Source organism: Paenibacillus radicibacter (genome assembly GCF_024721995.1).
GTDB lineage: Bacteria > Bacillota > Bacilli > Paenibacillales > NBRC-103111 > Paenibacillus_AM > Paenibacillus_AM radicibacter.
Genome location: NZ_JANQBC010000001.1, coordinates 168917 through 194283, shown reverse-complemented (window position 1 = coordinate 194283; position 25367 = coordinate 168917). Strand labels below are relative to the sequence as shown.

The following is a 25367-nucleotide window of genomic DNA, read 5'->3' as shown; positions in this document are numbered from 1 at the left end:
AGGACTTCTTCGTTTTTTACAATAAATTTAGGATACGGTTACTGGAATTTCTTTAATCACTCGTGCCGGATTGCCGCCAACGACAACGTTGCTCGGTACATCTTTCGTTACAACCGCACCTGATGCTACGACAACATTATCCCCAATAGTCACACCAGGGTTAATAACGGATCTGCCGCCTAACCAGACGTTATGACCGATCACGACGGGTTTACCATACTCAGCGCCGCTGCAGCGCTCTATTGGGTCAAGTGGATGGGTAGCTGTATAAATATGAACACCTGGTGCAAGGAAACAGTTATTTCCGATGGTCACAGGGCATACATCCAAGATCACACAGTCAAAGTTCGCATAGAAGTTTTCGCCGACATGGATGTTGTATCCATAGTCACATTTAAAAGTAGGTTCCATATATAAATGTTTACTGGTAGAACCAAATAATTGTTTGAGCAGTCTTTCGCGTTCATCTCCATCGGTTTCAGTCGTCTGATTGTAAAGCCGAGTTAATTTTCTAGCTGTGTTTCGATCCTCGATAAGGACTGGATCTGCGGCGATATACATCTCACCATCGATCATTTTTTGTTTCTCAGATTTCATCATTTTCCCTCCACCTGAACTTGATCTATTCTATGATTCTATTCTATCATACAAGTTTTAGGACTAAACATCTGTGCTATTTTTGTGTTACAATACAAACTTAGTCTATAGCAGGAACGGTGTCATTTTGCAATAGAATTTGCTCAAATAAACAACTTGATTTTTAAAAAGAAAATGCGTATGCTACTATATAGTGTGATAAATAGTATTGTATTTACATAAAACACACTATATATAGAGTCTATCATTTATTGAGCATCTAGATGACGCAGATGTCGAAATTCGACTTTAATACAGGTTTCTCATCTTACAGGAGATGAGTTTTTTTGTGCCAAGACGGACAAACAGGAGGTAACCTATGCTTATTGCCTACGATTCAAAGACAGGTAATGTGAAAAGGTTCGTCAATAAACTTGACCCAGCCACAGTTGTGCAAGTTTCACCCGAACTAGATATGGATGAGCCATTCATCCTCGTCACCTATACAACTGGATTTGGACAAGCTCCGCAGTCCACAATGGACTTCTTAGATACCAATGGGCATTGGCTTCGAGGTGTGGCATCGAGCGGCAACATGAACTGGGGAACTAGGTATGGACTTGCTGGTGATCATATCTCAGCGAAGTACGATGTACCGCTGCTCATGAAGTTCGAACTTAGCGGCACAAGCAAAGATGTAGAAAGATTTAAATGGGAGGTAAATCAAATTGTCCATGCAAATACCGAAGTGGATTCAGCTTAATAACGAAATTATGGTGCAAAAAGAGGGTAAGTTCCAATTTGAGAAAGATCGTGAAGCAGCAAGAAGCTATTTTGTTGACTACGTGAATCAAAACACAGTCTTTTTCCACAATCTCAAAGAGAAATTGGACTACTTGATCGAGCACGAATACTATGAGAAAGATTTATTCGAACGCTATGAGTTTCAAGAGATCAAGAGCGTTTATGACTTTGTATATAGCAAGAAATTCAGATTCCCATCATTCATGAGCGCGTTCAAGTTCTATAACAACTACGCGATGATGACAAACGATGGTACGAAATTCTTAGAGCGTTATGAAGATCGTATTGCGGTTGTATCCCTATTCTTAGGACATGGTGATATGAATCAAGTGATGCATTATGCAGATCTCTTAATTTCCCAAGAATATCAGCCAGCAACACCGACATTCCTCAATGCAGGGAAGAAGCGTCGCGGTGAACTCGTAAGCTGCTTCTTGCTCGAAATTAACGATTCCATGAATTCGATCGGCTTCGCAATCAACTCTGCGCTTCAATTGAGCAAAATTGGTGGCGGCGTGAGCTTGAACTTAAGTAAAATTCGCGCATCCGATGAGCAAATTAAAGGTCTAGACGGTAAAGCAAGCGGCGTATTGCCGGTTATGAAATTATTCGAAGATGCGTTCTCTTATGCGAATCAATTGGGTCAACGTGATGGTAGTGGTGTTGTGTACTTGAACATTTTCCATGCGGATATTGAGCCATTCTTGGATACGAAAAAAATCAATGCCGATGAGAAGACACGGATCAAGACGTTGTCTCTTGGTGTTGTTGCACCTAATAAATTCTTCGAACTTGTTGAGCAAGATAAAGACATGTACTTGTTCTACCCGCTTACGGTGTACAAGGAGTACGGTGTTCATCTCGACGATATGGATATCTCAGAGATGTACGATGAGCTTGTGAATAACCCGAATGTACGGAAGAAGAAAATTGTCGCTCGTGAGCTTGTTACGAAAATTGCTCAAACGCAAATGGAGTCTGGCTACCCGTATATTATGTTCGTTGATAACGCAAATGAATACCATGCGCTTAAAGAAATCGGCCGTGTGAAATTCTCCAACTTGTGCAGCGAAATTGCGCAGTTAAGTGAAGTTTCGACGATCAACGATTATGATCAAGAAGACATTATCAACCGCGATATTTCTTGTAACTTAGGTTCCTTGAACATCGTGAATGTGATGAATAACAAGCGTATGAGAGAAACGGTTCACTACTCCATGGACGCATTAACAGAAGTAAGTGACCGTACGGATATTACGATTATTCCGTCTGTTGCGAAGGCGAACCGTGAGCTGCATTCCGTTGGTCTAGGTGCGATGAACTTGCATGGTTACTTGGCTAACAACAAGATCGCGTACGAGTCCAGAGAAGCGAAAGACTTCGTTCGTACATTCTTTATGATGCTGAACTTCTATTCCTTGGAACGCTCTGTGTTTCTTGCAAAAGAGAAAGGCGTCTCGTTCAAAGACTTCGAGAAGAGTGAGTATGCCAACGGCAATTACTTTATCCGCTATATCGAAACAGATTACAAACCCGTTACTGAGAAAGTACAAGCCCTGTTCGAAGGACATGAGATTCCGACGATTGAAGATTGGAAGCTTCTGAAAGAACAAGCCGCGGAGCATGGCGTATACCACGCATACCGTCTAGCAATCGCACCGACAGGTTCGATTTCTTACTTGCAGTCTTCTACAGCATCCATTGCACCGATTACACAGAAGATTGAAGAGCGCGAATACGGGGATTCCAAGACGATCTATCCAATGCCTAACTTAAGTGAAGAGAACTACTTCTTCTACAAGGAAGCTTACGACATGGATATGTTCAACTTAATTGATCTTGTCGCAGAAGTTCAAGTTCATATTGACCAAGCCATCTCCACGATTCTATATGTCAAAGATGACTTAACGACAAGAGATTTGGCGAAATATTACATTTATGCACAGAAGAAGGGTCTTAAAACCCTTTACTATACACGTACGAAGAAGAGAACAATCGAAGAGTGTGTAAGTTGTGTTATTTAAGGGGAGCGAGACGATGAGCAAATTTGAAGCAGTCAATTGGAATGCACCGGAAACGGATTATATTGAGCTATTGTGGACACAAAACACATCGCAATTCTGGTTAGATACCGAGATTCCAATCTCCAAGGACTTAAAGTCTTGGGCTAAGATGAATGATGCAGAGCGTCTTGCTTACATGCGCGTTCTTGGCGGTCTGACTTTGTTAGATACGGAGCAGGGTAACGTAGGGATGCCACTTATCGCGCAGTTCGTGGAACAAAAGCAGAAGAAAGCAATCTTGATCTTCCAAGCAGCGATGGAGGAAATCCACGCGAAGAGTTATAGTACGATCTTCACAACTGTGGCAAGCACAGAGATGATCAACGATACTTTCGAATGGGTCAAAGAGAACAAGCAATTGCAGCACAAGACTGCCATTATTGATGATATTTATCGTAGCATTGAGCCGGGCAATAAGCTTAGCTTGTACAAAGCGATGGTTGCATCTGTATTCCTAGAGAGCTTCTTGTTCTATTCCGGCTTCTTCTACCCATTGTTCCTTGCAGGTCAAGGTAAGATGGTGGCGAGCGGCGAGATCATCAAGCTAATCATTCGTGACGAGAGCGTACACGGTGTATTCGTAGGACTACTTGCACAAGAAGAATTCAATCAACTAAATGCGAATGACCAAGCGGTTGCAACGAAATTCGTCTATGAGCTCTTAGAGAATCTGTACAAGAACGAACTTGAGTATACAGAGAAGTTGTATGATGCGATCGGTCTTACGCATGAAGTGAAGCAATACATTCGTTACAATGCGAATAAGGCACTGATGAACCTTGGACTTGAGCCTTACTATCCAGAAGAAGAAGTAAACCCGGTTGTCTTGAACGGTATTCGTACCGAGACAAGTACACATGATTTCTTCTCTACAAAAGGTAGCGGCTACCAAAAAGGTAAAGTGGAGCCTTTGCAAGATAAAGACTTTGACTTCTTAAACGACCGCGTAGCGGCATCGAAGTTTTAATTAAATATTGAAGAACCTCCTTATGGAAACATAGGGAGGTTTTTTTGTATCCTTTTGCACACAATAAATAAAAAGTATATTTACTTACTAAAAGTAATTTGATATAATGATGTTATTAAATAGGACTGTTACTAAACATAAGGGGATAATGATTATGACAAAACATCAAATTCATGCAAATACATTAATCGGATATGTACGAATTAAAGTAAGTAATATGGCGCGTTCAATTGCGTTTTATCAAGAGATAATTGGTTTGGATGTAAAAGAACAGGTGGGGAATGTGGCATACCTGACAGCGAAGGGTGATGTAAATCCAATTCTCGTGCTTGAAGAGGTTGCAGATGCGATTGTGATGCCAGAACCAAGACCGACGACAGGATTGTTCCACTTTGCTATCCTAGTGCCAACAAGAGAGTCGCTAGGCATTACACTTCGACATCTGCTCGAGAAGCGTGTAGGGATCGGGCAGGCAGATCATATTGTGAGTGAAGCGCTGTACTTGAGTGATCCAGACAACAATGGTATCGAGATCTATTGGGATCGTCCACGTGAAGATTGGAAGCGTGATTCATGGGGCAATATTACGATGGCAACCGATCCGATCGATTGGGAAGGGTTACTTGCACTAGCGGAGCAAAAGCCATGGACAGGGCTTCCGTCCGGCACCACAATCGGTCATATACATCTACAAGTGGCGGATATTGAGCAAGCGAAGCAATTTTACTGTGATGTGATGGGCTTTGACCTCATTACGAACTATGGCAATCGCGCGTTATTCATATCGGCAGGCGGCTACCACCACCATATTGGGATGAATACGTGGGCAGGCGTAGGCCTTCCTGTACCTCCAGCCAATGCAACTGGCTTAGACTACTACTCCCTCATCATTCCAGATCAAGCGGCGCTAGATGCGACAATTGCGCGTCTAGGTGAAGCAGGAGCAGAAGTTACGAAACGTGAAGATGGCTATCTCGTCCGTGACACTTCTGGCATCTCGATCTTATTATCCGTGTAAAAGTAAAAAACGCTTCTCTCGTTGTGATGGAACAACGGAGAAGCGTTTTTTTTATAGTCTTTTATTTATAAAACAAACGAGCGTGTTCAAAAAGTGAACGAAAGAGAAAAGAGCAATTGGAGGAGCGTAGCGTTCGCCTTTGAAATCGTGAAAATACCATTAAGTAAATTCAGAATTCACGATTGAGACAGCGACCGGAAGTGCTCTTTTCTCTGTAGTAACCCAACTTTTTGAACACACTCACTCCCTCTACAAGCAATCCGCCACAATAGCAAACGAAGGCAAGCCGTTCGGACGATTCGGATATTCGAAATTCGTACGAATGTTATAGAACCCAGTTTTGTATAGCGCGGATAAGATATCGATTCGGCTCATCCAATGACTGTATACCTCATGTCCGCCTAGGAAAATGTTCATATTGAGTGCCTCATTGTAACTATGCCGATAATAGTTGAATGTATAGTCCTCATACGCGATCGGGATAGCTGCCGAATAATTTTTCAAAGCGTGTGGTGCGTGTAGATGCATATGTGCCTCATCATAATAATGTGTCCAGATATAAGCCTTCTTGCAGCGCTGTTTCATCAGAATAAGCAATTCGAGTGGATTGGTCATATGATAAAGCACACCAGAGGCAATAATAATATCGAATGTTTCAGTTGTTTTGCGTAAGTACTCGATAAAGTCGCCACACATGATCTGAACTCTGCGAAGGTTCGTCACTTCTTTGGTGATAAGGCTCTTGAGGTATGAGCTCGTATTGGACTCAATGGCAAGGACAGAACCAGCACCTCTTTGCTCCAGCATATAACTATGTGCGCCTTCAAATGAGCCGAGTTCAAGGACTTTCTTACCAGTTACACCGCCAAGTTCAGCCATTCCCCAGTGCAATCTTTCGTCATCAAAAAGGGGGTTCTCTCCCGCAGTAAGTCCAAATTGTGTAGGGAATTTACTGACCCATTCGGTTGGGAAAATATCGACTGCATTCTGATGCGTGGGGAAATTTTTATTGTACATATCGAGGATACTACTCAATGTGATTCCTCCCTCAGTCTGGTATTAGGAGATGGCTTTAATATACTTCATGAGCACTCCACAGTCTTTCACGTGTTGTTCAAGTTCGGGCTTGCCGTGTGCAAAAGGGAGGCAATTGACGACAAGATATTTAGCATAGTCGTACGCAATTCTAGCACTAGCGCTATCTTGCAAAAAGCCTTTTTGATGCGCAATTACGACAAGGTAGCAGAAATCGGTTGCACCATAGACGAACATTTTCTTGGATTTGTCCTCCATCTGTTGACCCTTGTGACTACGGAAGGAGCTGAGTGATTCTGTCATATATACGATATCACCCTCAGCAAGCAAATTGAGCCAAGTTGCCATGTCGATGGTACATTGAAAGCGTCTACCACCATACGTACCGAAGGGTTCCTTTAAGTAGGCTTTGCGAAAAAGTACGGTTGTCGGTTCTCCGATCGAATTCCCGTAGCATAAGATCCGGTTGCCATACTGTTTGCCATTGATGCGAGTGTCCTCTTCAAACTGCTTGTGCCATATTTTCCATTCCGTTGGAATTTCATGTCCTAGTGCATTAATAATTTTGCGATGTGACGTGACAAGTGCGAGCTCTCCATTCGGATCATCTAGGAAGTACTTCATCATCTTCGCAATTTTTTCCGTATGATAAAGGTCATCGTCACAGAGGAAGTTGACAAAATCGCCTTTGGCAAGACTGAGTGCTTGTATATCATTGTGGAACTGTCCGAGATTCCTTGGGTTTTTGACATATTGAATGTCTGGATGTTTGCGGAGATACGGTTGAATACTATTGAAGGTTTCGTTGTTGGTGCTATCGTCACACACAATGATTTCAATGTTAGGGTAGGTCTGCTCTAAAGCACTTTCTAAGGCAAGTACAAAATAATGAGGACGATTGTACGTTGTGATAAGGATACTTACCAATGGATAGCTTTGTTTCTTATGAGATGCTGCACGCATGCGGCCACCTCCGTCCCTTAAACTTCATGTTAATATATTCAAGGTGGTTGGATGTGTTCGTACGTGCATCCCGATCCTATGGTATAATATTAGATTAAGGCTAGCGATTACATAAATAAATGAGGGATGAATGTGAATATACGTAAACTACGATTATTTGATACAGGCAACATGTATTCGAGTGAAGATAGAGATGAATTTGAGAAAGATTACGCGCGGCTTATCCAATCGCCATCGTTCAGACGGCTGCAAGGTAAGTCACAAGTGTTCGGTGCAGGAACAGGTGATTATTACCGTACGAGGTTGACACATTCGTTAGAAGTCTCGCAAATTGCAAGGGAAGTTGCACGTAAGCTAAACAAGAATTATGCATTCTTAGATAAGAGAGAGCATCCTGGACTTATGATTCAACCAGAAGTGGTTGAAATTGCAGCACTTGCACACGATCTGGGGCATCCACCGTTTGGACATAAAGGGGAAGAAGTGCTGAACGATCTTCTAACCAAACAGTATGGACAATCTTATGAAGGTAACGCGCAGAATTTCCGAATCTTAATGTTTCTAGAAAAAAGAGCAGGCAGCGACAGCGGTCTTGATCTAACCGCTTCTGTGTTGTTATCGATTAATAAATATCCGTATTTATTAGATCCACCTGGCAGATTGAAAGGTCTTTACACAGCGGAATGGGAAGGTATTAACTACTTGCGTGATGCGTGGGAAATGCCTACAGATTGCGCGACATTAGAAGCGCAGCTTATGGATTTATGTGATGACATCGCATATTCCACGCATGATATTGAAGATGGTATTCGCGCTGGTAAAATTCAGATGACACGTAGCTTCCTTGGAGATGAACGGCTAATTGCACATTTAAGTCAAGAGATCATTGAAGACCAAGGAAATTCGCATATCGAATGGGATAGTATGGATGTTACTGCGATGGTGAAGCAAGTATTGGGTCAATATTTGGAGCAATGGGAATCTATATATGCAGGGAATGATCAGGAAGCTTCTCGCACAAGACGTGAGATGAAAGCGCAGTGGGTAAGTAAGTTTGCGCAGCATGTGGGTATCATTGATGACATTGCAACTGGATGGAAAAAAGTGACTCTTGTTCGTGACGGTCAGCAGGATTTGGAATTGCTACGCACGATGGAAATTTTGAAAAAACTAGCGTGGGTAACGTTAGTGAAAGATTTCCGCGTTCAACGTTTGCAAAAGCGAAGTGAAATTATGCTGGAGCGTCTATGGGAGAGCTTTATCCATGAAGAAACGGGACGTTTAATTTTACCGCCAGATTGGATTGAAAGTTATGAACAACATAAAGGCAATTGGCCGTGGGAGCGGTTAGTAGCTGATTACATCTCGGGAATGACAGATGCCTACGCAGAGAAAGTGTATATGGAGTTGTTTGCGAGTCGATCGGGTTCGATCTATGAACGTGATTAATTACCTCTTGACCATCGGTTATAATCGGACTATAATCTTGAATCAAGAACCGAATATTGGCTTTGATCTAAGACATGATTCTTATTATGGACGGCACAGAGAGAGAAGTGATAGGTGCAAGCTTCTTCGAAATCCGAATTTGAATTACCCCTTGGTAGCCGTGTTGTTGAACCCAAAGTGTGAGCTTTGGCAGTAAGCTTCACCGCTTCATCCTCGATAACGGATGCTGATTAAGGACGCTGCAAACAGATGATAGGTTATGATGCCTAGCTTGTGTTATTGCAGGTCGAATTAGGGTGGAACCACGAGCTTGAACGCACTCGTCCCTTGGGATGAGATGCGTTTTTTTTGCGTTCAATTTGGAAAGTGTGTCCAAAAAGTTTGATCACTACGAAGAAAGGGAATGCTTCCGGTCGCTGTTGAATTTTTAAACACACAAGTTTCGGGGTAATACACAATCAGAATGGAGGATGTTGAAGATGGGTATTCAAGTATCATTATTAGGTGGAGACGTTCGGGAGTTTGAGCGGGGAACAACAATTGAAGAGGTTGCTGCAATGATCAGCACAGGGCTTCGTAAGAATGCAATTGCTGGTAAAGTGAATGGCAAGCTCGTGGATTTACAAAGTGAATTGGTACAAGATTGTGAGCTCGAAATTGTCGTGCTCGATAGTAAGGATGGACTAGATATTTATCGACACAGTACTGCACACGTAATGGGGCAGGCGATTGTACGAATTTATGGACAAGAAGCAGTGAAATTGGGTATCGGGCCTGTTATTCAAGACGGATTCTACTACGATATCGATATTGAGAAGCCACTCTCAACAGATGATTTAGCGAATATTGAGCAGGAAATGCAGCGTATCATCAAAGAAAACTTTTCAATCGTTCGCAGTGTTGTCAGCCGTGCAGATGCGGTGGAGATGTTCTCGATGTTGAATGAGAACTTGAAGCTTGAGATTATTCAAGATTTACCTGAAGATGCGAATTTATCCCTGTATTCACAGGGTGAATTTACAGATTTATGCCGCGGTCCACACTTGCCATCGACTGGCTTAATCAAAGCATTTAAGCTGCAAAGTGTAGCGGGAGCGTACTGGCGCGGAGATTCGAAGAACAAGATGCTGCAGCGTATATATGGAACTGCTTTTCCGAAGAAATCACAGTTAGATGAGCACCTTGCTATGTTGGAAGAAGCATTGAGACGCGATCATCGTAAGCTTGGCAAAGAACTTGAGCTCTTCATGTTCTCGGAAGAAGCGCCGGGAATGCCGTTCTATTTGCCCAAGGGGATGGTGCTACGTAACGAACTTGAAGATTTCGCTCGCGGGTTGCAGGTGAAGCTGGACTATGATGAAGTGAAAACACCGCTTATGATGAACCAACGTTTATGGGAACAATCGGGTCACTGGGATCACTATAAAGAGAATATGTACTTTACTGAAGTGGACGAAACAAAATATGCGTTAAAGCCAATGAACTGTCCAGGTCACATGTTGGTGTATAAGAACAGCTTACATTCCTATCGGGAGCTGCCAATCCGTATATCTGAGTTTGGTCAAGTTCATCGTCATGAGTTCTCGGGAGCGCTAAGTGGAATGACTCGAGTGCGTACTTTTTGCCAAGATGATGCTCACATTTTCGTTAGAACAGATCAGATCGAAGATGAGATTGAGCGCGTGATCGCACTTATTGATCATGTGTATCAAGTATTTGGATTTGAGTATTCGATTGAATTGTCTACTCGTCCAGAGGATTCATTAGGGTCTGCTGAACTGTGGGAGCAAGCTGAGAATGCGCTGCAAAATGTGCTTGATCATCGTGGTGTGGAATATCGACTAAACCCAGGAGATGGTGCTTTCTATGGACCGAAGATTGACTTTCACATTCGTGATGCATTAAAGCGCAGCTGGCAATGTGCAACAATCCAGCTTGATTTCCAAATGCCAGAGAAGTTCGATCTGAACTATATTGGCGAGGACAATCAGAAGCATCGTCCAGTTGTCATTCACCGCGCTGTATATGGTGCAATTGAACGTTTTATGGGCATTCTGATTGAACATTACGCAGGGGCATTCCCAACATGGCTCTCACCGGTTCAAGTGAAGATTCTGCCTGTGTCCGAGAACTATATCGATTATGCCCTTCAGGTGAAAAAGTCACTTGAAGATGCAGGGATCCGCGTTGAAGTCGATATTCGTAATGAGAAGCTGGGATATAAGATGCGGGAAGCTCAGATGGAAAAAGTACCGTATACACTCGTACTTGGTGAGAACGAGAAGAGCGCGAATGCTGTTGCTGTTCGCAAGCGTGGTGAAGGGGATCAAGGCTCGCAGTCGGTTGGTGACTTCATTGCTTGTTTGAAGGAAGAAATTGAAGCGATAAAATAGTTGACTTCTAATTTAACCGTGTTAAAATCTACCATTAACTATAGCGTACAGAAATAGTGCTGGATTTGGAGTCTAGGCATGCACTATGCCTAGACTTATTTTCATAAAAATGCAAGGTAGGGGAGAGATCTGAAATGTATAGATTGAATATTCGACCTGTTCAGGTAAGTGATGCAATGGATTTACAACGAATTTGTTCGCAAGACGAAGTGGTAGCCTATACGATGTTTTCACCGAGTATTCGGGTAGATACGATTGAGAATCGAATTCGCAATATGGGACAGAACCATCATGAATTCGTGGCAGATATCGAAGGAAGAGTGTACGGGTTTGTTGGACTTATGGTGGGGCAGAATGCTCGTCGTTCGCATGTTGGGGATCTGTATCTTGCTGTTGATCGAGATTATCATAGACGTGGAATGGGAAAAGCACTGATCACGAAAGCATTGGAATTAGCGGATGAATGGCTCATGTTAGAGCGTGTGGAACTGGGTGTTCTTGCAACAAATCCAGGAGCGAAGGAACTGTATGAGAAAGTCGGCTTCCAAATGGAAGGTGTTAAACAAGGTAGTATTAAATCGAGAGGGCAATATGTAGATGAAATCCTGATGGCTCGTCTGCATCCCGATGGACTTATTGTAAATCAAGGCAATCAATCAGCTGTAATTGGAGGTTAATTCGATATGATACATATTAGAGCGGTACAACCAGAGGAATTCGAGGCATTCTGGGCACTGCGATTAGAAGGTTTGCAAACAAATCCGGAAGCATTCGGGTCTACATATGAAGAATCCGTTAAGCTGTCAGCTGCTGAAGCGAAGGGTAGATTACGTGCAGATACGAGCAATTTCGTTATCGGAGCTCATACAGTGGACGGATCGCTAGTTGGCATGTTCGGCTTCAAGCGAGAAAGTGGAATTAAGAGTGAGCATAAGGGGTTCATTTGGGGTGTTTATCTGAAACCGAGATTCCGAGGACAAGGGATTGCTAAACAGTTATTAGATGAAGTAATTTGTAAAGCAAGAGCAATTGAAGGTCTAAGACAGATTAACTTAAGCGTTCTTGCGTCGAATGAATCTGCGAAATACTTGTACATGAATGCTGGATTTGAGACATATGGTTTTGAGAGGTGTGCATTAATGAAAGATGGTCAATGCTATGATGAGGAATTGATGGCGCTTATATTGTAAGTTTGAATATGCCTCTCGTATTGAACGTCACAGCGTGTTTCGGAAATGATGACGAGATGCCCCCGTTATCTTGTACACGTGCTTCTATGCTATAATGTGATATTAAAGTCATTAGATGGAGGCATAAGCATGCTTAGTTTTGAACAGAAGATCGCGATTGTGGATTCTTTTCCACAATTGGAACGTAAGAATGTATCGCTTGGTCGTGTGAATTATCATTATGAGGTTAGTGCACTCGATAAGAAGACGGTCGTATACCATTTACATCCAAATGGCAATGGATTCGTGTATGCGGGTCATTTTATGAAATTCAATGTGGATGATAAAGGGTTCGTAAATATACGCGATTATTCGGAGGAAAAACTTCGCTCAATTATTGAGCAGTCGATTCAATCGATGACAAGAACGAGTGCATTGAGCGAGGAATCAAGTGTAGAAGCAGAGCTGATCGAAGAGTATTGGGTAAATGCGGAGAACCAAGAACTCGTACTTCAGCTTGAAAATGAAGATCAGAAGTGGTATTTGTACGCGGGAGATGATCTGGAAGAGGTCTTCGATACGTATGATGAAGCATCTGAATATTTGAAGGAAGAAAAGTTTTCACTCAGATAAAAGGTGAAGAGAGTGGGGAGTAGCGTAAAGCTATTCCTTCACTCTCTATTTTTTTAAGAGTGTGTTCAAAAAGTTAAACGAAGTAGAATGAGGGTGTTGTAGGAGCGTAGCGTTCGCCTTTGAAATCGTGAAAATACCATTAAATAAAATCGAAATTCACGATTGAGACAGTGACCGGAAGCACCCTCATTCTTCGCAGTGACCAGACTTTTTGAACACACTCTTGAACGAAAATGATTAGATTTGAGATAAAATCTCTTGCTTGAATTGTACTATTGCTTCATCCGTGTCGATGGTATAGCCACATTCTAGACCGATAAAGCCAGAGAATCCTGTCCGCTTGATTGCCCGTAAAATGTGGATGTAATTAAGTTCGCCAGTGCCTGGCTCTTTGCGTCCTGGGTTATCCGCAATATGATAATGGTTGATTCGGTCGATATATCCGGTTGCATTGCGAGTAACGTTACCTTCCGTGATTTGTTGATGATAGACGTCGAACACGAGCTTGACGTTAGGGCTATCGACTTGATCAATCACATCGACGGATTCATCGGAGCGTTGAAGGAAATGACCTTTGTGGTCGATAAGTCCATTTAGGGGTTCAATTTCAAGGATGATTCCAGCTTCTTCAAAAAGTGGTGCACAGCGTTTTAAAGTATCAATCATGGTTGCACGTTGTTGATCTCGAGACACGCCATCAAGCACGTTGCCTGTTTGTGAGATAACCGAACGTATGCCTAGGATTTTACAAGCATGAATTGTCTCTTGAATGCCGGTTAGGTAAGCATCACGCTGCGATTCGTCAACTAAACTGATGAACGGAGTGCATGTTGCATTCATTCCCACTCCGATCCGCTCTTGATGTTTCGAAATAGTCTTCAAATCACCAAGTTCCCACCAAGCATAGTATTCGAGCCCGTGGAATGCATGCTCTTTTATTTTTTCTAAATGATAGATGACATCTTTACCTGGATAAGCACCGATACATAAGGAAAATTTCATCAAGAATAGCTCCTCTACCAAATTTTTGTGAATGCGACTTGCTAGATGCTACTATTTTAATAGAATATTAAAATAATTCATACCACATACCTCTAATAAGTGGATCGGAAGCTTGTTTATGTTGTTATCAGCTCGTTATTCAGAGTGTCGCATCTCTCATGAGCGATTAGTGGTATAATGTAAGAGTAGCTACATATTTTTTGAAATTTGAGGAGGACGACATCATGAAGAACAATGAGCATTCAGAAAGCACAACGAAACCATACACCAAAGGAGTTGTGAATGCGTTAAAACAGTCTTTTCCTATTGATAATGAAAATGAAGCAACAAGCTCTCTCATCAATGGCAAGCAGATATTGGACCATATGACTGGGAAAAAGTCGTTAACGAAAGAAGAACAAGATCAGTTACAACAAGACAATCTAGCACGCAGAAATTTAAATAACCTATAACTATATGACTAGTATAAATAATAAAGGACTGAAACTCCTGCCTACTTTTGAGAGAGCAGGAGTTTCAGTCCTTATTTTGTTTTTTGAAATTAGTGTATGACGATTTGTGGTTGTGGCGTTTCACTGGAATCGTCATTTTGCAGTTTTTTGGGTTTGGATAGTAATAATGCAAGGATGATTCCTAGCGCGCCAACTCCGATTAAGACGAAGAATGTATCGCCAAATGATGCTGCCCATGTATCGATCGTGGGTGGCACACCTTCCGTAATGTGCTGCTTCATTTGACTCGTTAAGATGGTCGTTAAGCCAGCTACCGCAAATGCACCGACGACTTGTTGAAGCGCATTAATTAACGCAGTGACTCGGCTGACCAGGTTTTGCGGAGCTGTTTTCATCAAATGAGTCTGAAGTGGCATCATCGATAACCCCATTCCAGCACCTAACAAGATAAGAGGGATGATCATCATAATAATGCCATCGTCACCTTTAATCTGTGACAATAAGAAAGCTGCAATCGTTACGATTGCCATACCCGCCATAACAAGGGGTCTAGCACCAATTTTATCAGACAACTTTCCGCTAATTGGCATCATTAAACCTGCTGCGAGTGCCTGTGGAAGCATAATTAATCCTGTATCGAATGCACTGTAGCCTTTCGCTTGTTGCAAGAACAAAGGAACGAGGAACATCGTACCGAACAAGGCAACTTGTGTAATCCACTGAATAATGATGGCACGTGAGAACTCCCAAGATTTGAATACACGTAATTCTAACAATGGCTGTTTGTGAATAAATTCAACGATGATGAAGAGGATAAGGGCACCAACTCCAACTCCAAGACCGATTAATGTCTTCGAAGATGACCAATCCGTTGCCCCTTCACTAATCCCATAACATAATGCAGCAAACGCAAGTGGAGCTAAGATCATACCGAGAAGATCAAGGGCAGGAACGCTCTGACGTTCAATCTTCGGCAGCTTGCGAATTCCGAATATTAGGCCAATTATACCGATAGGGATGTTAATGAGGAATATCCATGTCCAATTGACATAATCGACTAAGTATCCAGCTAAGATTGGACCAAGTGCAGGAGCGAGTAGAATGGGGATTCCCATCATTCCCATGACAGCACCAATCTTGTCTGGTGGGCTGATTCGGTAAATGAACGCCATTGCAATCGGCATCACCATACCGCCACCGATACCTTGAATAATCCGGTAAGTAATGAGTTGTGTAATATCGGTAGCAAGTGCGCAGAGAAGTGAGCCTAGGGTGAAGAAAGCGAGTGAGATTAGGAATATATTTTTTGATCCGAAACGATCAGATAACCAACCCGCAAGGGGGATAACAGCAGCTTGAGCGAGTGCATAACCCATAACTGTCCACTGAACAACAGGATAGCTACTATTGAAGTCTTTAACAAATCCTGGTAAGGCAACATTGACGGCAGTTCCGTCTAGAATGACCATGAACATTCCGATGATAATCGTGATGAGGGGGGCAAGTATTTGCCTAATGGTCTGTGGTCTTTCTTGCAATACATTCGTTTGTGCTCCAGATGACATTCTCTAAACCTCCTATTTTCTATTTATCTTGTCGGACATCTAGATGAATCCTCTGCCACCATTGACCCATGATTTGGGTGAGGGGTACAATGAATGAGTAAGGTTTTGGGGTTTTGGAAAATAATGTGTGTCGCCCGATCCTTCATTATTTTAACGGACAATTGTCCGCTTGTAAATACGAACAGAGTATGAATTTTGTGTAAGGAGGGGTGGAATGTTTTCTCGCAGAGAGAGGCGTGATGCAGCCGAGCATCGACGGATTATTTTACAAAAAGCGAAGGAATTGTTCATCACATATGGGGTGAATGAAGTTAGCATGCACAAAATCGCCAAGGAAGCAGGTGTTGGACAGGGGACATTGTATCGCAGATATGCGAATAAAGCGGACCTATGTCTGGACGTGGTACTGGAGAGTTATGTGCAAGTCAATGAGAGAATGAATACATATTTGATCGATAATGAACAAGAACAGATTGATGTACGTATTGCACAAGTAATTTCAGATTGGGTGGATTATGCCGAGGAGACTTATCAGTGGTTGGGAGGGATTAAGAACTTTCAATTTGCAGAAGGAGCTTGTTTCAGTGATTCCCCAATCTATAAGACGATGCACGAGAGAATAAGTCAGTTATTAGAAGAACAAGCACAGGAAAAAGGCCTAGCTGCAAGAGATCATACCTTTATTACCGATATGATCATCTATGCAACTGGACCTAGTATGTATCAATTATTTCGTGTGGAGCGTAATTACTCGGTAGAAGCGCTAAAGAACAATTTGATGCAAATGACCTTAACTTAGGAATAATGGTTAATCGTTCGGGTTAATAATGGCGAGGACTTGATGATCCTCCCATTTGCCATTAATAAGCACATTCTTGATCGCGATGCCTTCTTTGTGGAAGCCAGACTTCTCGAGGACTCGCAGGGAGGCAAGATTGTGCGGCATTACCCCCGCCTCAATACGATGCAATTTCAACTCTTCAAATGCATAATTTACCGCAAGCTTCACAGCCTCTGTCGTATAGCCTTTTCCATTGACGTCCTTGTCTAGAAAATAACCGATAAATGCGCCTTGCAGTGCGCCTCTTATGACTTGAAACAAATTGAGATTCCCTATCAATTGGTCATTCTCATTCAAAAAAATGCCGAAGGAGTAGGCTTTATCTTCCTTGATGTTGCTTATCTGCTTCTCAATACGGTGCTGATGATGTTCTAACGTATAGAATTCATCACCACTTGTCATCAAGAATGGTTCAAAGAAAAGACGGTTTTTCACGAATAGATCAAGTTGAGCTTGAGCGTCTTCGTGCTGCAAGTTTCTTAAGTAGAAGTTGTTTCCTCTTATCATCTGTATAACACCCCTTATTTTTTGAAAAATAAAATAATTATTGCGTTAATCCATTATAGTAGATAAATAGAGTCGATGACAAATTGTAGTGTGAAAAATTAAAACTATTATTTAGCAAGTATTGACAATCTAAGTGTATGAAGGATATAGTACACTTATAGCGTATGAACTAGTTAATACATACACTAAACATCAGATGATAATAGGAGATGGGCCGATGAACGTTGCATTTAACAATCGCGATCCCGTGTATCTACAAGTTGTCCGGTATTTCAAGGAGGAGATCGCGACAGGAAGGCTTGCAGGAGGAATCGAGATTCCATCCCGCAGAGAGCTAGCCGGGCAGCTCCAGATTAATCCGAACACGGCGCAGCGCGCGTACAAAGAAATGGAGGAACAGAAATTGATTACGACTTCCGGTAACTCACCGAGCCGCATTACGACAGATGAAGCTGTGCTTAAATCGATCCGACATGAGCTCTTACAAGAGGCGGTTGACGTATTCGTCGGTTCTGTTATGAAAATCGCTGTACCCGTGGATGAGCTGCTTGGACTTGTGAAAGAGAGATACGAATCGGAGCGGGCTAGGGGCAAGGAGGATTCCGCATGATCGAGGTAAATTCGATTACGAAGAAATACAAGAGAAAAAGAGTGTTGAACGAAGTATCCTTCACCGCAGAAAAAGGTAGAATAACTTGTCTTGTCGGAATTAATGGAGTTGGTAAGTCTACAATCATGAAAGCCATTATGGGTCTCATTCCTGTTAATAGCGGTCAAATCTTAATTGATGGACAGCCAATTAGTGAGAAGATCTATGAGAAAGTATCTTTTATACCGGATACGATCACGATGCCGCCTAGCATGCGAATTCGCGAAGCGATGCAATTCATGAGTGACTATTACGTGAAGTGGAACCAGAAACGTGCGGATGAAATGATGGACTTTTTCAAATTAAAAGGTGAAGATCGGATCGGGGATTTATCAAAAGGAAATGCGGCTAAAGCGAACCTCTTGCTAGGTTTATCGCTAGATGCGGACTATATTCTGATGGACGAACCGTTCTCGGGCATCGATATGTTTAGTCGAGAGCAGATCACGAATGTGTTCACAAGCCATCTAATCGAAGATCGCGGAGTTATTATTACTACACATGAAATCCATGATATCGAGCATCTGATCGATACGGTTGTGATGCTGGATGAGGGACGGATCGTCAAAATATTTGATACCGAAAACCTTCGATTGGCGGAAGGAAAGTCGGTTGTGGATGTCATGAGAGAGGTGTATCGTTCATGAATCGTTTCTGGAAGTTACTAAACTTCGAGGTTAGTCGGTTTGGCAAGCTGTATCTTACGCTTTGTGGTTTGTTAGCAGTTGTTCAATTCTTAGGTGTATACATAACGGCGACAAGTGACACGAATCGCTTATATCAGATAATCAAAGAACAAGGCATATCGCTTGATCGGGTCGGTAAAATTAGCATTGGTAATTACTTGCGCTCGGATTGGTTTTACTTGCCCATTGCGTTATGTGTGGCGGTTATGGTCGTGTACATCTTCTTCATCTGGTATCGGGATTGGTGGGGGAAGAATACGTTTGCGTACCGATTAATGATGCTGCCAACCTCTAGAATGAACGTATATTGGGCGAAGTTGTGTTCGATTTTGTTGTTTACTTGGGGACTAGTGGCTTTACAATGTCTGTTATTGTACGTACAAAATAGTTTGTTTAACCAGCTTGTTCCTGACGAATTATTAAATCCTATTTCGTTTGCCAGCATGGACCGTAACCATTTTGTATTTGTAGTTTTATTACCTAATCAATTATTCCAGTTTTTCGCTTACTATGGGGTTGGTTTCATGGTATTGCTTGTTCTGTTTACCGTCATTTTATTTGAGCGTAGTTTCCGTTGGAAAGGGATTGTGGCGGGTATTGTCTATTTAGCAGTATCAGGATTAATCTTATTTATTCCAGTATTAATAAGTGAGCTAATGATTCCCAATTATTTTTTTGACAGCGAACTATATCTGATGATAGCTGTGATGTGTTTGATCGTTATCGCAGTATCCATCCGCTTAAGTGCGTATTTAATTCGAAACAAAATTTCAATTTAAGGAGATGCAGCATATGAAGCGTTATTGGAAACTAATTGTCCTTGCCTCCGCAATCGTGCTGTGTTTTGGGACTTATTATTTGGTAGACAAGTCTTTTGATGAAAAGTTTATTCTTCGAACGGTAGCTGGAGACGAGAAATTGGTTTCCTCGCTTGAGATTGAAGGAACGGACGGTTTTGATACCAAAGTCACAGTCTCTTCTCAGGGTAGTGTTGCACTCGAGAGATCATTTTTGCAATTCATGGACAGAAGAGGGTACAGCAGTAAAACCTTGAATGAAATGTATCGTGCACATCATTCTTTTATGAGGGGCAAGGTAGGCGAGAAAGGTTTTTATGAAAATGACACGATAATTGCCCATGCCGATATGAAGCAGAATAAGCAAGAAAGCGATATGCAGGTTGATTTTACAATATCAACCTTCGATAAAGGAAGCGATAAAAGTACTTCGTATTCAGTGTCTGTTCCCAAGAAGGGTTATTCACCTCATAATATGTGGATTGAACGGGTGTGGTTGGAAGGGCAGACATTAAGTGTGTTAACGAAGGAGTATCGCATTCAAGATGGTGAAGAGCCTCATCTGTATACATTTAGTATCGATCAGAGAAAGTTATTAGATGAGAAAACTTTTAGGGTGAGTGATGAACCGAATAGTTACAGTTACAGATTAATTGATTTTTCAAGTTCTAAGCAAACGCAGAGGTATTTGGCTTATCAAGTCACTAAATATGTAAATGAAGTACACTCATCAAGTATATATATTTATGACTTGCAAAGTGGAACATTCGAACCTATACAAGATGCAATGGTAAAAGAAGCAATGAGTAGAAACGAAAGAAATGAAAGAGATGCGTACACGGAACAGTTTGGCGATGAGATCATCATACATGGTCGATCGAAGAAAGACCAGTTTGAGTCGTCCATCCTTCGTTATAACATCCCTGAGAAGAAGGTTACAGTCAATCACAAGGTTAGCTTTAAAGATATTAATTTCAGTCAGGATTCAGTTAGAAAAAGCTTTATTAAGGGTAATCTTCTCTACACATACGCCGATGGTGGGTATAAATACAGGTATACACAAAACATTAGTGTAGTAGATTTAGACACGGGTAAGCTGCTATACGCAGGGGTTGTCGATACAGTTGATGGGTCGATTGAGAACATGAATAGTCAATTTAGTGGCTACAATATCAACTTCAAAGACCAGTCCTAACCCCCAGAGAACCGCTCCCACCAAGGGATAGCGGTTCTCTCTTGTTATCTAACCACATTTTCCCAACAGCATTTACTCCCTTTTTATGTTGACATTCACAGTGTACTAAGGGTATAGTACACACATAGCGTATGAACCACTTAGTACATACACTGAAATCGGATGGAGATAAATATGACATCATAGAAGAGAAATAGGAGATGGGCCGATGAACGTTACATTCAATAATCGCGATCCCGTGTATCTACAGGTCGTCCGGTACTTTAAGGAACAGATCGCAACAGGAAGATTAGCGGGAGGGCAAGAGATTCCATCCCGCAGGGAGCTGGCCGGGTTGCTCCATATTAACCCGAATACGGCGCAGCGTGCATACAAAGAAATGGAGGAGCAGAAATTGATAACAACAGCAGGAAATTCCCCCAGCCGCATCACGACTGATGAAGCTGTATTGAAATCAATCCGACATGAGCTATTAGGCGAAGCTGTGGATGCTTTCGTCGGTTCTGTTAAGAAAATTGAGGTTCCGGTGGACGAGCTACTTGGGCTTGTAAGAGAGAGATATGAATCGGAGCGGGCTAGCAGACAGGAGGTTGCTAGATGATCGAGGTACATGCCATTAGTAAGAAGTATAAGAGAAGAAGAGTGCTGGACGAAGTATCCTTCACCGCAGAAAAAGGTCAGATCACATGTTTAATCGGAATTAATGGCGTTGGTAAATCCACGATCATGAAAGCAATAATGGGACTTATTCCTCTCTTTAGTGGAAAGATTACGATAGATGGACAGCCTATTGATAAGCACACATATGAGAAAGTATCTTTTATCCCTGATACGATTACGATGCCGCCGAACCTTAAGATCAGTGAAGCAATGAAGTTCATGAAAGATTATTATGCGAACTGGAATCAGAAGCGTGCACTGGAAATGCTGGATTTTTTCAAATTGAAGGCAGAAGATCGTATCGGTGATTTGTCTAAAGGAAATGCAGCGAAAACAAATTTGTTACTTGGTTTGTCGCTAGACGCAGAGTATATTCTGATGGATGAACCATTCTCTGGAATTGATATGTTCAGTAGGGAGCAGATCACGAATGTGTTCACTAGCCACCTAATCGAAGATCGCGGCGTTATTATTACGACCCACGAAATTCAAGACATTGAGCATTTAATTGATAAGGTCGTCATGTTGGATGAAGGTAGAGTGATTAAGGAATTTAACACGGAAGATGTAAGACTTAACGAAGGTAAGTCTGTTGTGGACGTCATGAGAGAGGTGTATCAGTCATGAATCGATTTATAAAACTTCTCGAATGGGAGATTAGTCGGTTTAGCAAAGTTTTCTTGACTTTGTTAGCGATCACGATTGTGTCGCAATTTGCAGGTGTGTATGTTGTCGCCAGAAGCTTAGTAAGGAATGCGAATCGAATGATGTCGGAAGAAATGCTTCCAATAAGTAGCATAGAACCCATTAACATCAGCAGTTATTCACAATCCATATTCTTCTTGGGACCAATCGCATTATGTGTGGCAGTCTTGCTACTATATGTATTCTTTATCTGGTACAAGGAATGGTGGGGAAAGAACACATTTGCTTATCGCTTAATGATGCTGCCAACTTCCAGAATGAACGTATATATGGCGAAACTAAGTGCGATCCTACTCTTCACGATCAGCTTTGTTGCACTTCAACTTATTCTGCTTAATTTGCAAAATATGGCATTTAACGCAATTGTTCCAAATGAGCTATTAGTGAAGACAGCAGTAGCAGACCTTGTCCGTTATCACTTTATGATTGGTGTATTGTATCCAGATAACTTCGTGGAATTCCTATACAATTATGGAACAGGAGTCATGTGCATATCGGTCGTATTTACAGTTATCATGCTTGAACGCAGCTTCCGCTGGAAGGGGATTCTTACAGGAGTTGGATATGGGCTTGTTGTACTAGGAATTTGTTTAATTCCTTATGGATTAGATCAAATAGGGGATAAAGTTTATTTTTACAATAGTGAACTGTTCATCATCTCAATCCTTACTCGTGTGATCGTTCTTGCCGGTTCATTATGGTTTAGTTCATATCTAATACGCAGAAGAATATCAGTCTAAGGAGGTACAGCATATGAAACATTATTGGAGAACGACGATCCTTGTTGCAGTATCTGTACTGTGCTTAGGGACTTACTATACAACAGTATCAGGCAAGAAAGAAGATTACCGTATACAGACGATAAGTGGCAATGAGCAAGAAGCAGCGAAATTAGCGATTGATGGTCGTTATTTACGTGATCAAATTTCAATTCGTTTATCTGGTATGGAACGTAAATCGAAATCTTTCTTAGAGGCGAAGGATTATACCGAGTATTACAATGATTCATTAAATCAATTAGCAGCTGATCATGACAGCTTTATGCGAGGTAAACGCACTAACAGAGGATTCGTGGAAAATGATCTGATCATCGGTCATGTCAAAATGGATACGAAATCGGAGAAGGGAACACATAACCTAGAATATGAGTTCACTGTTTCCATATACGATAAAGCACAAAAGAAGAGTACTTCTTTTCATGTCGATGTGCCAAAACTGCTCATGAATGATCGTCATGGCTACTTCGTGGATCATGTGTGGCTAGATGGACAGACGATCAAAGTCATAACGATGGAACGTATGAATATGCCAAATAAACAAGAGATGCATGTGTATACGTTTAGCCTTGATAGTAAGACGCTTGTGACAGATGAGATTATCACGCCTAGCGCGATTCAATTAAATAATATAAGTGGAAATGACAGGCAAGATATTAAGTCTCAGAATCGATATATGATCTATGAAGGACTTGATCCAGTAGACTCTGGCGATGCGTATGCTTACAGAGAACTATATGTTTATGATACTGTTACAGCAAAGCTCGAAATGATTACAGATCAGAAGGTGAGAAACCTTGTTCATTATCGCTACCTTAACTTATCTATTAACTTAACGGGGGACGAAGCAGTTATAACTCGGTTTAGTGAATCTGGGGATGCAGAAGTGATTCGATATCACTTGTCAGACAAGAAGGTGATTGGGGAATTTACACTCAAAATGGATGAGCTTCGCTTCCAAAAAAATGCCGTTTCTCGGATTACTGTTAAAGAAGATCGATTGTATCTGCTTGGATATTCGAAATCATCACGTAATGAGCAAAGCAATGTCTTAAACATTGTGGATCTCAGCAATGGAATGATTGTCTACCAAGGTGGTATTCATAGCAAGAATGGTGAGAGTACGAACAGTAACATGTATGTAGACACGATTCGTTTTGTAAAATGAAAGAAGAACCTTTCCATGGGCAGATGGGAAGGTTCTTCTTTCATTAACGGGCAGTTAATCTTTGCGATTATCAATCGCTTCTGCCATTGTCTTGTCGGTTAGATGTGCGTAGATCTGTGTTGTATCCGGTGAAGCATGCCCCAGTTGTTCTTGAGTTTTGTAGAGATCATTCTGTAAGTAGTAATCTGTAGCGAATGAGTGCCGTAATTTATGTACCGTTAGATACGGTTTACCGAAGCGCTTGGCGTATTTCATGACCATCTCTTGGATGGCGCGCTTGGACATCATCTGTCCCTGTTTCTTGCCATTAGGAATGGTGAGGAACAAGGCTTTTTCTTTCTTCGGGGGTAAGTATTGGGTCTCACGAATGGATAAATAATGGATTAAATCTTCAATAGCATCTTGTCGGAAAAAGACACGGGTCTTAAAAGTACCTTCGTTGTTCCCCTTACGGTAAACGTAAACAGTCTGCTTCTTCATGTCCAGATCATCGATTGTCAGGTTAGTTGTCTCCGATACACGAAGCCCCGAATGTAGGATTAAGGATACGATGCAGGCATCTCGCGTCTTGTTCAATTGATGAGCGTAATAGGCTTGCTTATTGTCGACAACGTCTGACCCGTAGCCATCCTTTATGTAGTTAATGAATTCAACAATTTCTAGTTCTTGCAATAGCTTGCCTTCGAGCTTGGATGCGATGTCCTTCGATTTGTTCGTACGTCGAATCTCGACTTTCGCCATCACATTGCGTTTGAGCAGGGGATAGAAGTTCTCGTCCTCCGCAATCTGGCTTAAGTAATGGAAAAGGGAGCGTAGAGATGACAGCTTGCGTGTGATCGTGATCTTGGCATTGGGCATGTCTTTCTTTGTCGATAGGAAAGATCGGAACGTATCGATGTTGTCCATGTGAAGCTTCTCCAGATCTTCGAGCGGCACATCGCGGATAGATGGTGCTGTGGTTAGTTCTTCTTGTCTGAGCCAACCTAAGAAAGTCTCATAGTCTCGCACGTATTCAAGTAGTGAGGAGGGGGACAGGTCAGGCAATTTATGATGGATGAATTTATCCACATACCAAGGCATTAGGACGAGCCGTTGGTCGAGTTCTTCGCGGTCGCGGGCTTTTTGGATATTCATAGGGACTCCTTTCGCGCTGAAAATGTTCGTACCACTGCGGAGAAAAAAGAACTTCTAGCCGCGCTCTCAATCGTGAATTTTGAATTTATATAATGGTAATTTCACGATTTCAAAGGCGGACGTTACACTCTTCCAGTTTCTTTTTTCTCCTCCGTTCAAC

General features: G+C 41.9%; 26 protein-coding genes. 19 read left to right on the top strand and 7 right to left on the bottom strand.

Annotation, left to right across the window (positions count from 1 at the left end):
* Window positions 1–27: 27 nt before the first annotated feature.
* Window positions 28–597: a maltose acetyltransferase domain-containing protein gene (locus NV379_RS00885; protein ID WP_258205374.1), complete on the bottom strand. Its 570-nt coding sequence runs from the start codon at window positions 595–597 to the stop codon at window positions 28–30.
* A gap of 358 nt (window positions 598–955) precedes the next feature.
* Between NV379_RS00885 and nrdI the strand changes: the two genes are divergently transcribed.
* The 4 genes from nrdI to NV379_RS00865 all read left to right on the top strand — a co-directional run bounded on the left by nrdI (window position 956) and on the right by NV379_RS00865 (window position 5428).
* Entirely contained in the window at window positions 956–1339 is a 384-nt protein-coding gene (gene nrdI / locus NV379_RS00880; protein WP_258205373.1) for a class Ib ribonucleoside-diphosphate reductase assembly flavoprotein NrdI, read from the top strand.
* Window positions 1311–3404, top strand: coding sequence for a class 1b ribonucleoside-diphosphate reductase subunit alpha (gene nrdE / locus NV379_RS00875; protein WP_258206189.1), 2094 nt, complete (start codon window positions 1311–1313; stop codon window positions 3402–3404). The genes nrdI and nrdE overlap by 29 nt, the downstream gene beginning before the upstream one ends.
* Window positions 3405–3417: 13 nt before the next feature.
* Window positions 3418–4410 carry a class 1b ribonucleoside-diphosphate reductase subunit beta gene (nrdF, locus tag NV379_RS00870; protein WP_258205372.1) on the top strand — a complete coding sequence of 331 codons (993 nt, stop codon included), beginning with the start codon at window positions 3418–3420 and terminating at the stop codon, window positions 4408–4410.
* Window positions 4411–4564: 154 nt separating this feature from the next.
* Window positions 4565–5428 (top strand): VOC family protein, encoded by an 864-nt coding sequence (locus NV379_RS00865; RefSeq protein ID WP_258205371.1) that lies wholly within the window; start codon window positions 4565–4567, stop codon window positions 5426–5428.
* 249 nt (window positions 5429–5677) lie between these two features.
* Here NV379_RS00865 and NV379_RS00860 read toward each other — a convergent pair whose 3' ends face one another.
* Window positions 5678–6463 carry a class I SAM-dependent methyltransferase gene (locus tag NV379_RS00860; protein WP_258205370.1) on the bottom strand — a complete coding sequence of 262 codons (786 nt, stop codon included), beginning with the start codon at window positions 6461–6463 and terminating at the stop codon, window positions 5678–5680.
* A gap of 24 nt (window positions 6464–6487) precedes the next feature.
* Window positions 6488–7426, bottom strand: coding sequence for a glycosyltransferase family 2 protein (locus NV379_RS00855; RefSeq protein ID WP_258205369.1), 939 nt, complete (start codon window positions 7424–7426; stop codon window positions 6488–6490).
* Between the two features lie 132 nt (window positions 7427–7558).
* Between NV379_RS00855 and NV379_RS00850 the strand changes: the two genes are divergently transcribed.
* From NV379_RS00850 to NV379_RS00830, 5 genes are all read left to right on the top strand, one after another.
* Complete coding sequence (locus NV379_RS00850; protein ID WP_258205368.1) at window positions 7559–8875, top strand: deoxyguanosinetriphosphate triphosphohydrolase family protein; 1317 nt, start codon at window positions 7559–7561, stop codon at window positions 8873–8875.
* Between the two features lie 479 nt (window positions 8876–9354).
* Window positions 9355–11268 carry a threonine--tRNA ligase gene (thrS, locus tag NV379_RS00845; protein WP_258205367.1) on the top strand — a complete coding sequence of 638 codons (1914 nt, stop codon included), beginning with the start codon at window positions 9355–9357 and terminating at the stop codon, window positions 11266–11268.
* A gap of 134 nt (window positions 11269–11402) precedes the next feature.
* Window positions 11403–11945, top strand: a complete 543-nt coding sequence (locus tag NV379_RS00840; protein ID WP_258205366.1) for a GNAT family N-acetyltransferase — start codon at window positions 11403–11405, stop codon at window positions 11943–11945.
* 6 nt (window positions 11946–11951) lie between these two features.
* On the top strand, window positions 11952–12458 hold the full coding sequence (locus NV379_RS00835) for a GNAT family N-acetyltransferase (protein ID WP_258205365.1): 507 nt from the start codon (window positions 11952–11954) through the stop codon (window positions 12456–12458).
* A 129-nt stretch (window positions 12459–12587) separates the two neighbouring features.
* Window positions 12588–13070 carry a hypothetical protein gene (locus NV379_RS00830; protein ID WP_258205364.1) on the top strand — a complete coding sequence of 161 codons (483 nt, stop codon included), beginning with the start codon at window positions 12588–12590 and terminating at the stop codon, window positions 13068–13070.
* A gap of 237 nt (window positions 13071–13307) precedes the next feature.
* Here NV379_RS00830 and NV379_RS00825 read toward each other — a convergent pair whose 3' ends face one another.
* Entirely contained in the window at window positions 13308–14072 is a 765-nt protein-coding gene (locus NV379_RS00825; RefSeq protein ID WP_258205363.1) for a TIM barrel protein, read from the bottom strand.
* 224 nt (window positions 14073–14296) lie between these two features.
* On the opposite strand from NV379_RS00825, the gene NV379_RS00820 reads away from it, so the two are divergent.
* Complete coding sequence (locus NV379_RS00820) at window positions 14297–14524, top strand: hypothetical protein (protein ID WP_258205362.1); 228 nt, start codon at window positions 14297–14299, stop codon at window positions 14522–14524.
* An 89-nt stretch (window positions 14525–14613) separates the two neighbouring features.
* Here NV379_RS00820 and NV379_RS00815 read toward each other — a convergent pair whose 3' ends face one another.
* Window positions 14614–16089 carry an MDR family MFS transporter gene (locus tag NV379_RS00815; protein WP_258205361.1) on the bottom strand — a complete coding sequence of 492 codons (1476 nt, stop codon included), beginning with the start codon at window positions 16087–16089 and terminating at the stop codon, window positions 14614–14616.
* A gap of 214 nt (window positions 16090–16303) precedes the next feature.
* Between NV379_RS00815 and NV379_RS00810 the strand changes: the two genes are divergently transcribed.
* Window positions 16304–16888 carry a TetR/AcrR family transcriptional regulator gene (locus NV379_RS00810; RefSeq protein WP_258205360.1) on the top strand — a complete coding sequence of 195 codons (585 nt, stop codon included), beginning with the start codon at window positions 16304–16306 and terminating at the stop codon, window positions 16886–16888.
* Between the two features lie 9 nt (window positions 16889–16897).
* Here the strand turns inward: NV379_RS00810 and NV379_RS00805 are convergent, their stop codons facing one another.
* Window positions 16898–17437, bottom strand: a complete 540-nt coding sequence (locus tag NV379_RS00805) for a GNAT family N-acetyltransferase (RefSeq protein WP_258205359.1) — start codon at window positions 17435–17437, stop codon at window positions 16898–16900.
* Window positions 17438–17654: 217 nt separating this feature from the next.
* Here NV379_RS00805 and NV379_RS00800 point away from each other — a divergent pair, with 217 nt between their 5' ends.
* The 8 genes from NV379_RS00800 to NV379_RS00765 all read left to right on the top strand — a co-directional run bounded on the left by NV379_RS00800 (window position 17655) and on the right by NV379_RS00765 (window position 24073).
* Window positions 17655–18047: a GntR family transcriptional regulator gene (locus NV379_RS00800; RefSeq protein ID WP_258205358.1), complete on the top strand. Its 393-nt coding sequence runs from the start codon at window positions 17655–17657 to the stop codon at window positions 18045–18047.
* The gene (locus NV379_RS00795; protein ID WP_258205357.1) at window positions 18044–18733 is read left to right on the top strand and encodes an ABC transporter ATP-binding protein; all 690 of its coding nucleotides are present in this window, start codon (window positions 18044–18046) and stop codon (window positions 18731–18733) included. Before NV379_RS00800 ends, NV379_RS00795 begins: the two co-directional genes overlap by 4 nt.
* Window positions 18730–19551: a hypothetical protein gene (locus tag NV379_RS00790; RefSeq protein WP_258205356.1), complete on the top strand. Its 822-nt coding sequence runs from the start codon at window positions 18730–18732 to the stop codon at window positions 19549–19551. Before NV379_RS00795 ends, NV379_RS00790 begins: the two co-directional genes overlap by 4 nt.
* A gap of 13 nt (window positions 19552–19564) precedes the next feature.
* The gene (locus tag NV379_RS00785; RefSeq protein WP_258205355.1) at window positions 19565–20764 is read left to right on the top strand and encodes a hypothetical protein; all 1200 of its coding nucleotides are present in this window, start codon (window positions 19565–19567) and stop codon (window positions 20762–20764) included.
* A gap of 208 nt (window positions 20765–20972) precedes the next feature.
* Complete coding sequence (locus NV379_RS00780; protein WP_258205354.1) at window positions 20973–21365, top strand: GntR family transcriptional regulator; 393 nt, start codon at window positions 20973–20975, stop codon at window positions 21363–21365.
* A complete protein-coding gene (locus NV379_RS00775; protein WP_258205353.1) occupies window positions 21362–22051 on the top strand; it encodes an ABC transporter ATP-binding protein in 690 nt (229 codons plus the stop codon). Before NV379_RS00780 ends, NV379_RS00775 begins: the two co-directional genes overlap by 4 nt.
* Window positions 22048–22869 carry a hypothetical protein gene (locus NV379_RS00770; RefSeq protein ID WP_258205352.1) on the top strand — a complete coding sequence of 274 codons (822 nt, stop codon included), beginning with the start codon at window positions 22048–22050 and terminating at the stop codon, window positions 22867–22869. Before NV379_RS00775 ends, NV379_RS00770 begins: the two co-directional genes overlap by 4 nt.
* A 13-nt stretch (window positions 22870–22882) precedes the next feature.
* Window positions 22883–24073: a hypothetical protein gene (locus NV379_RS00765; protein WP_258205351.1), complete on the top strand. Its 1191-nt coding sequence runs from the start codon at window positions 22883–22885 to the stop codon at window positions 24071–24073.
* A gap of 54 nt (window positions 24074–24127) precedes the next feature.
* Here NV379_RS00765 and xerS read toward each other — a convergent pair whose 3' ends face one another.
* Complete coding sequence (gene xerS, locus NV379_RS00760) at window positions 24128–25207, bottom strand: tyrosine recombinase XerS (RefSeq protein WP_258205350.1); 1080 nt, start codon at window positions 25205–25207, stop codon at window positions 24128–24130.
* Between the last annotated feature and the right edge of the window lie 160 nt (window positions 25208–25367).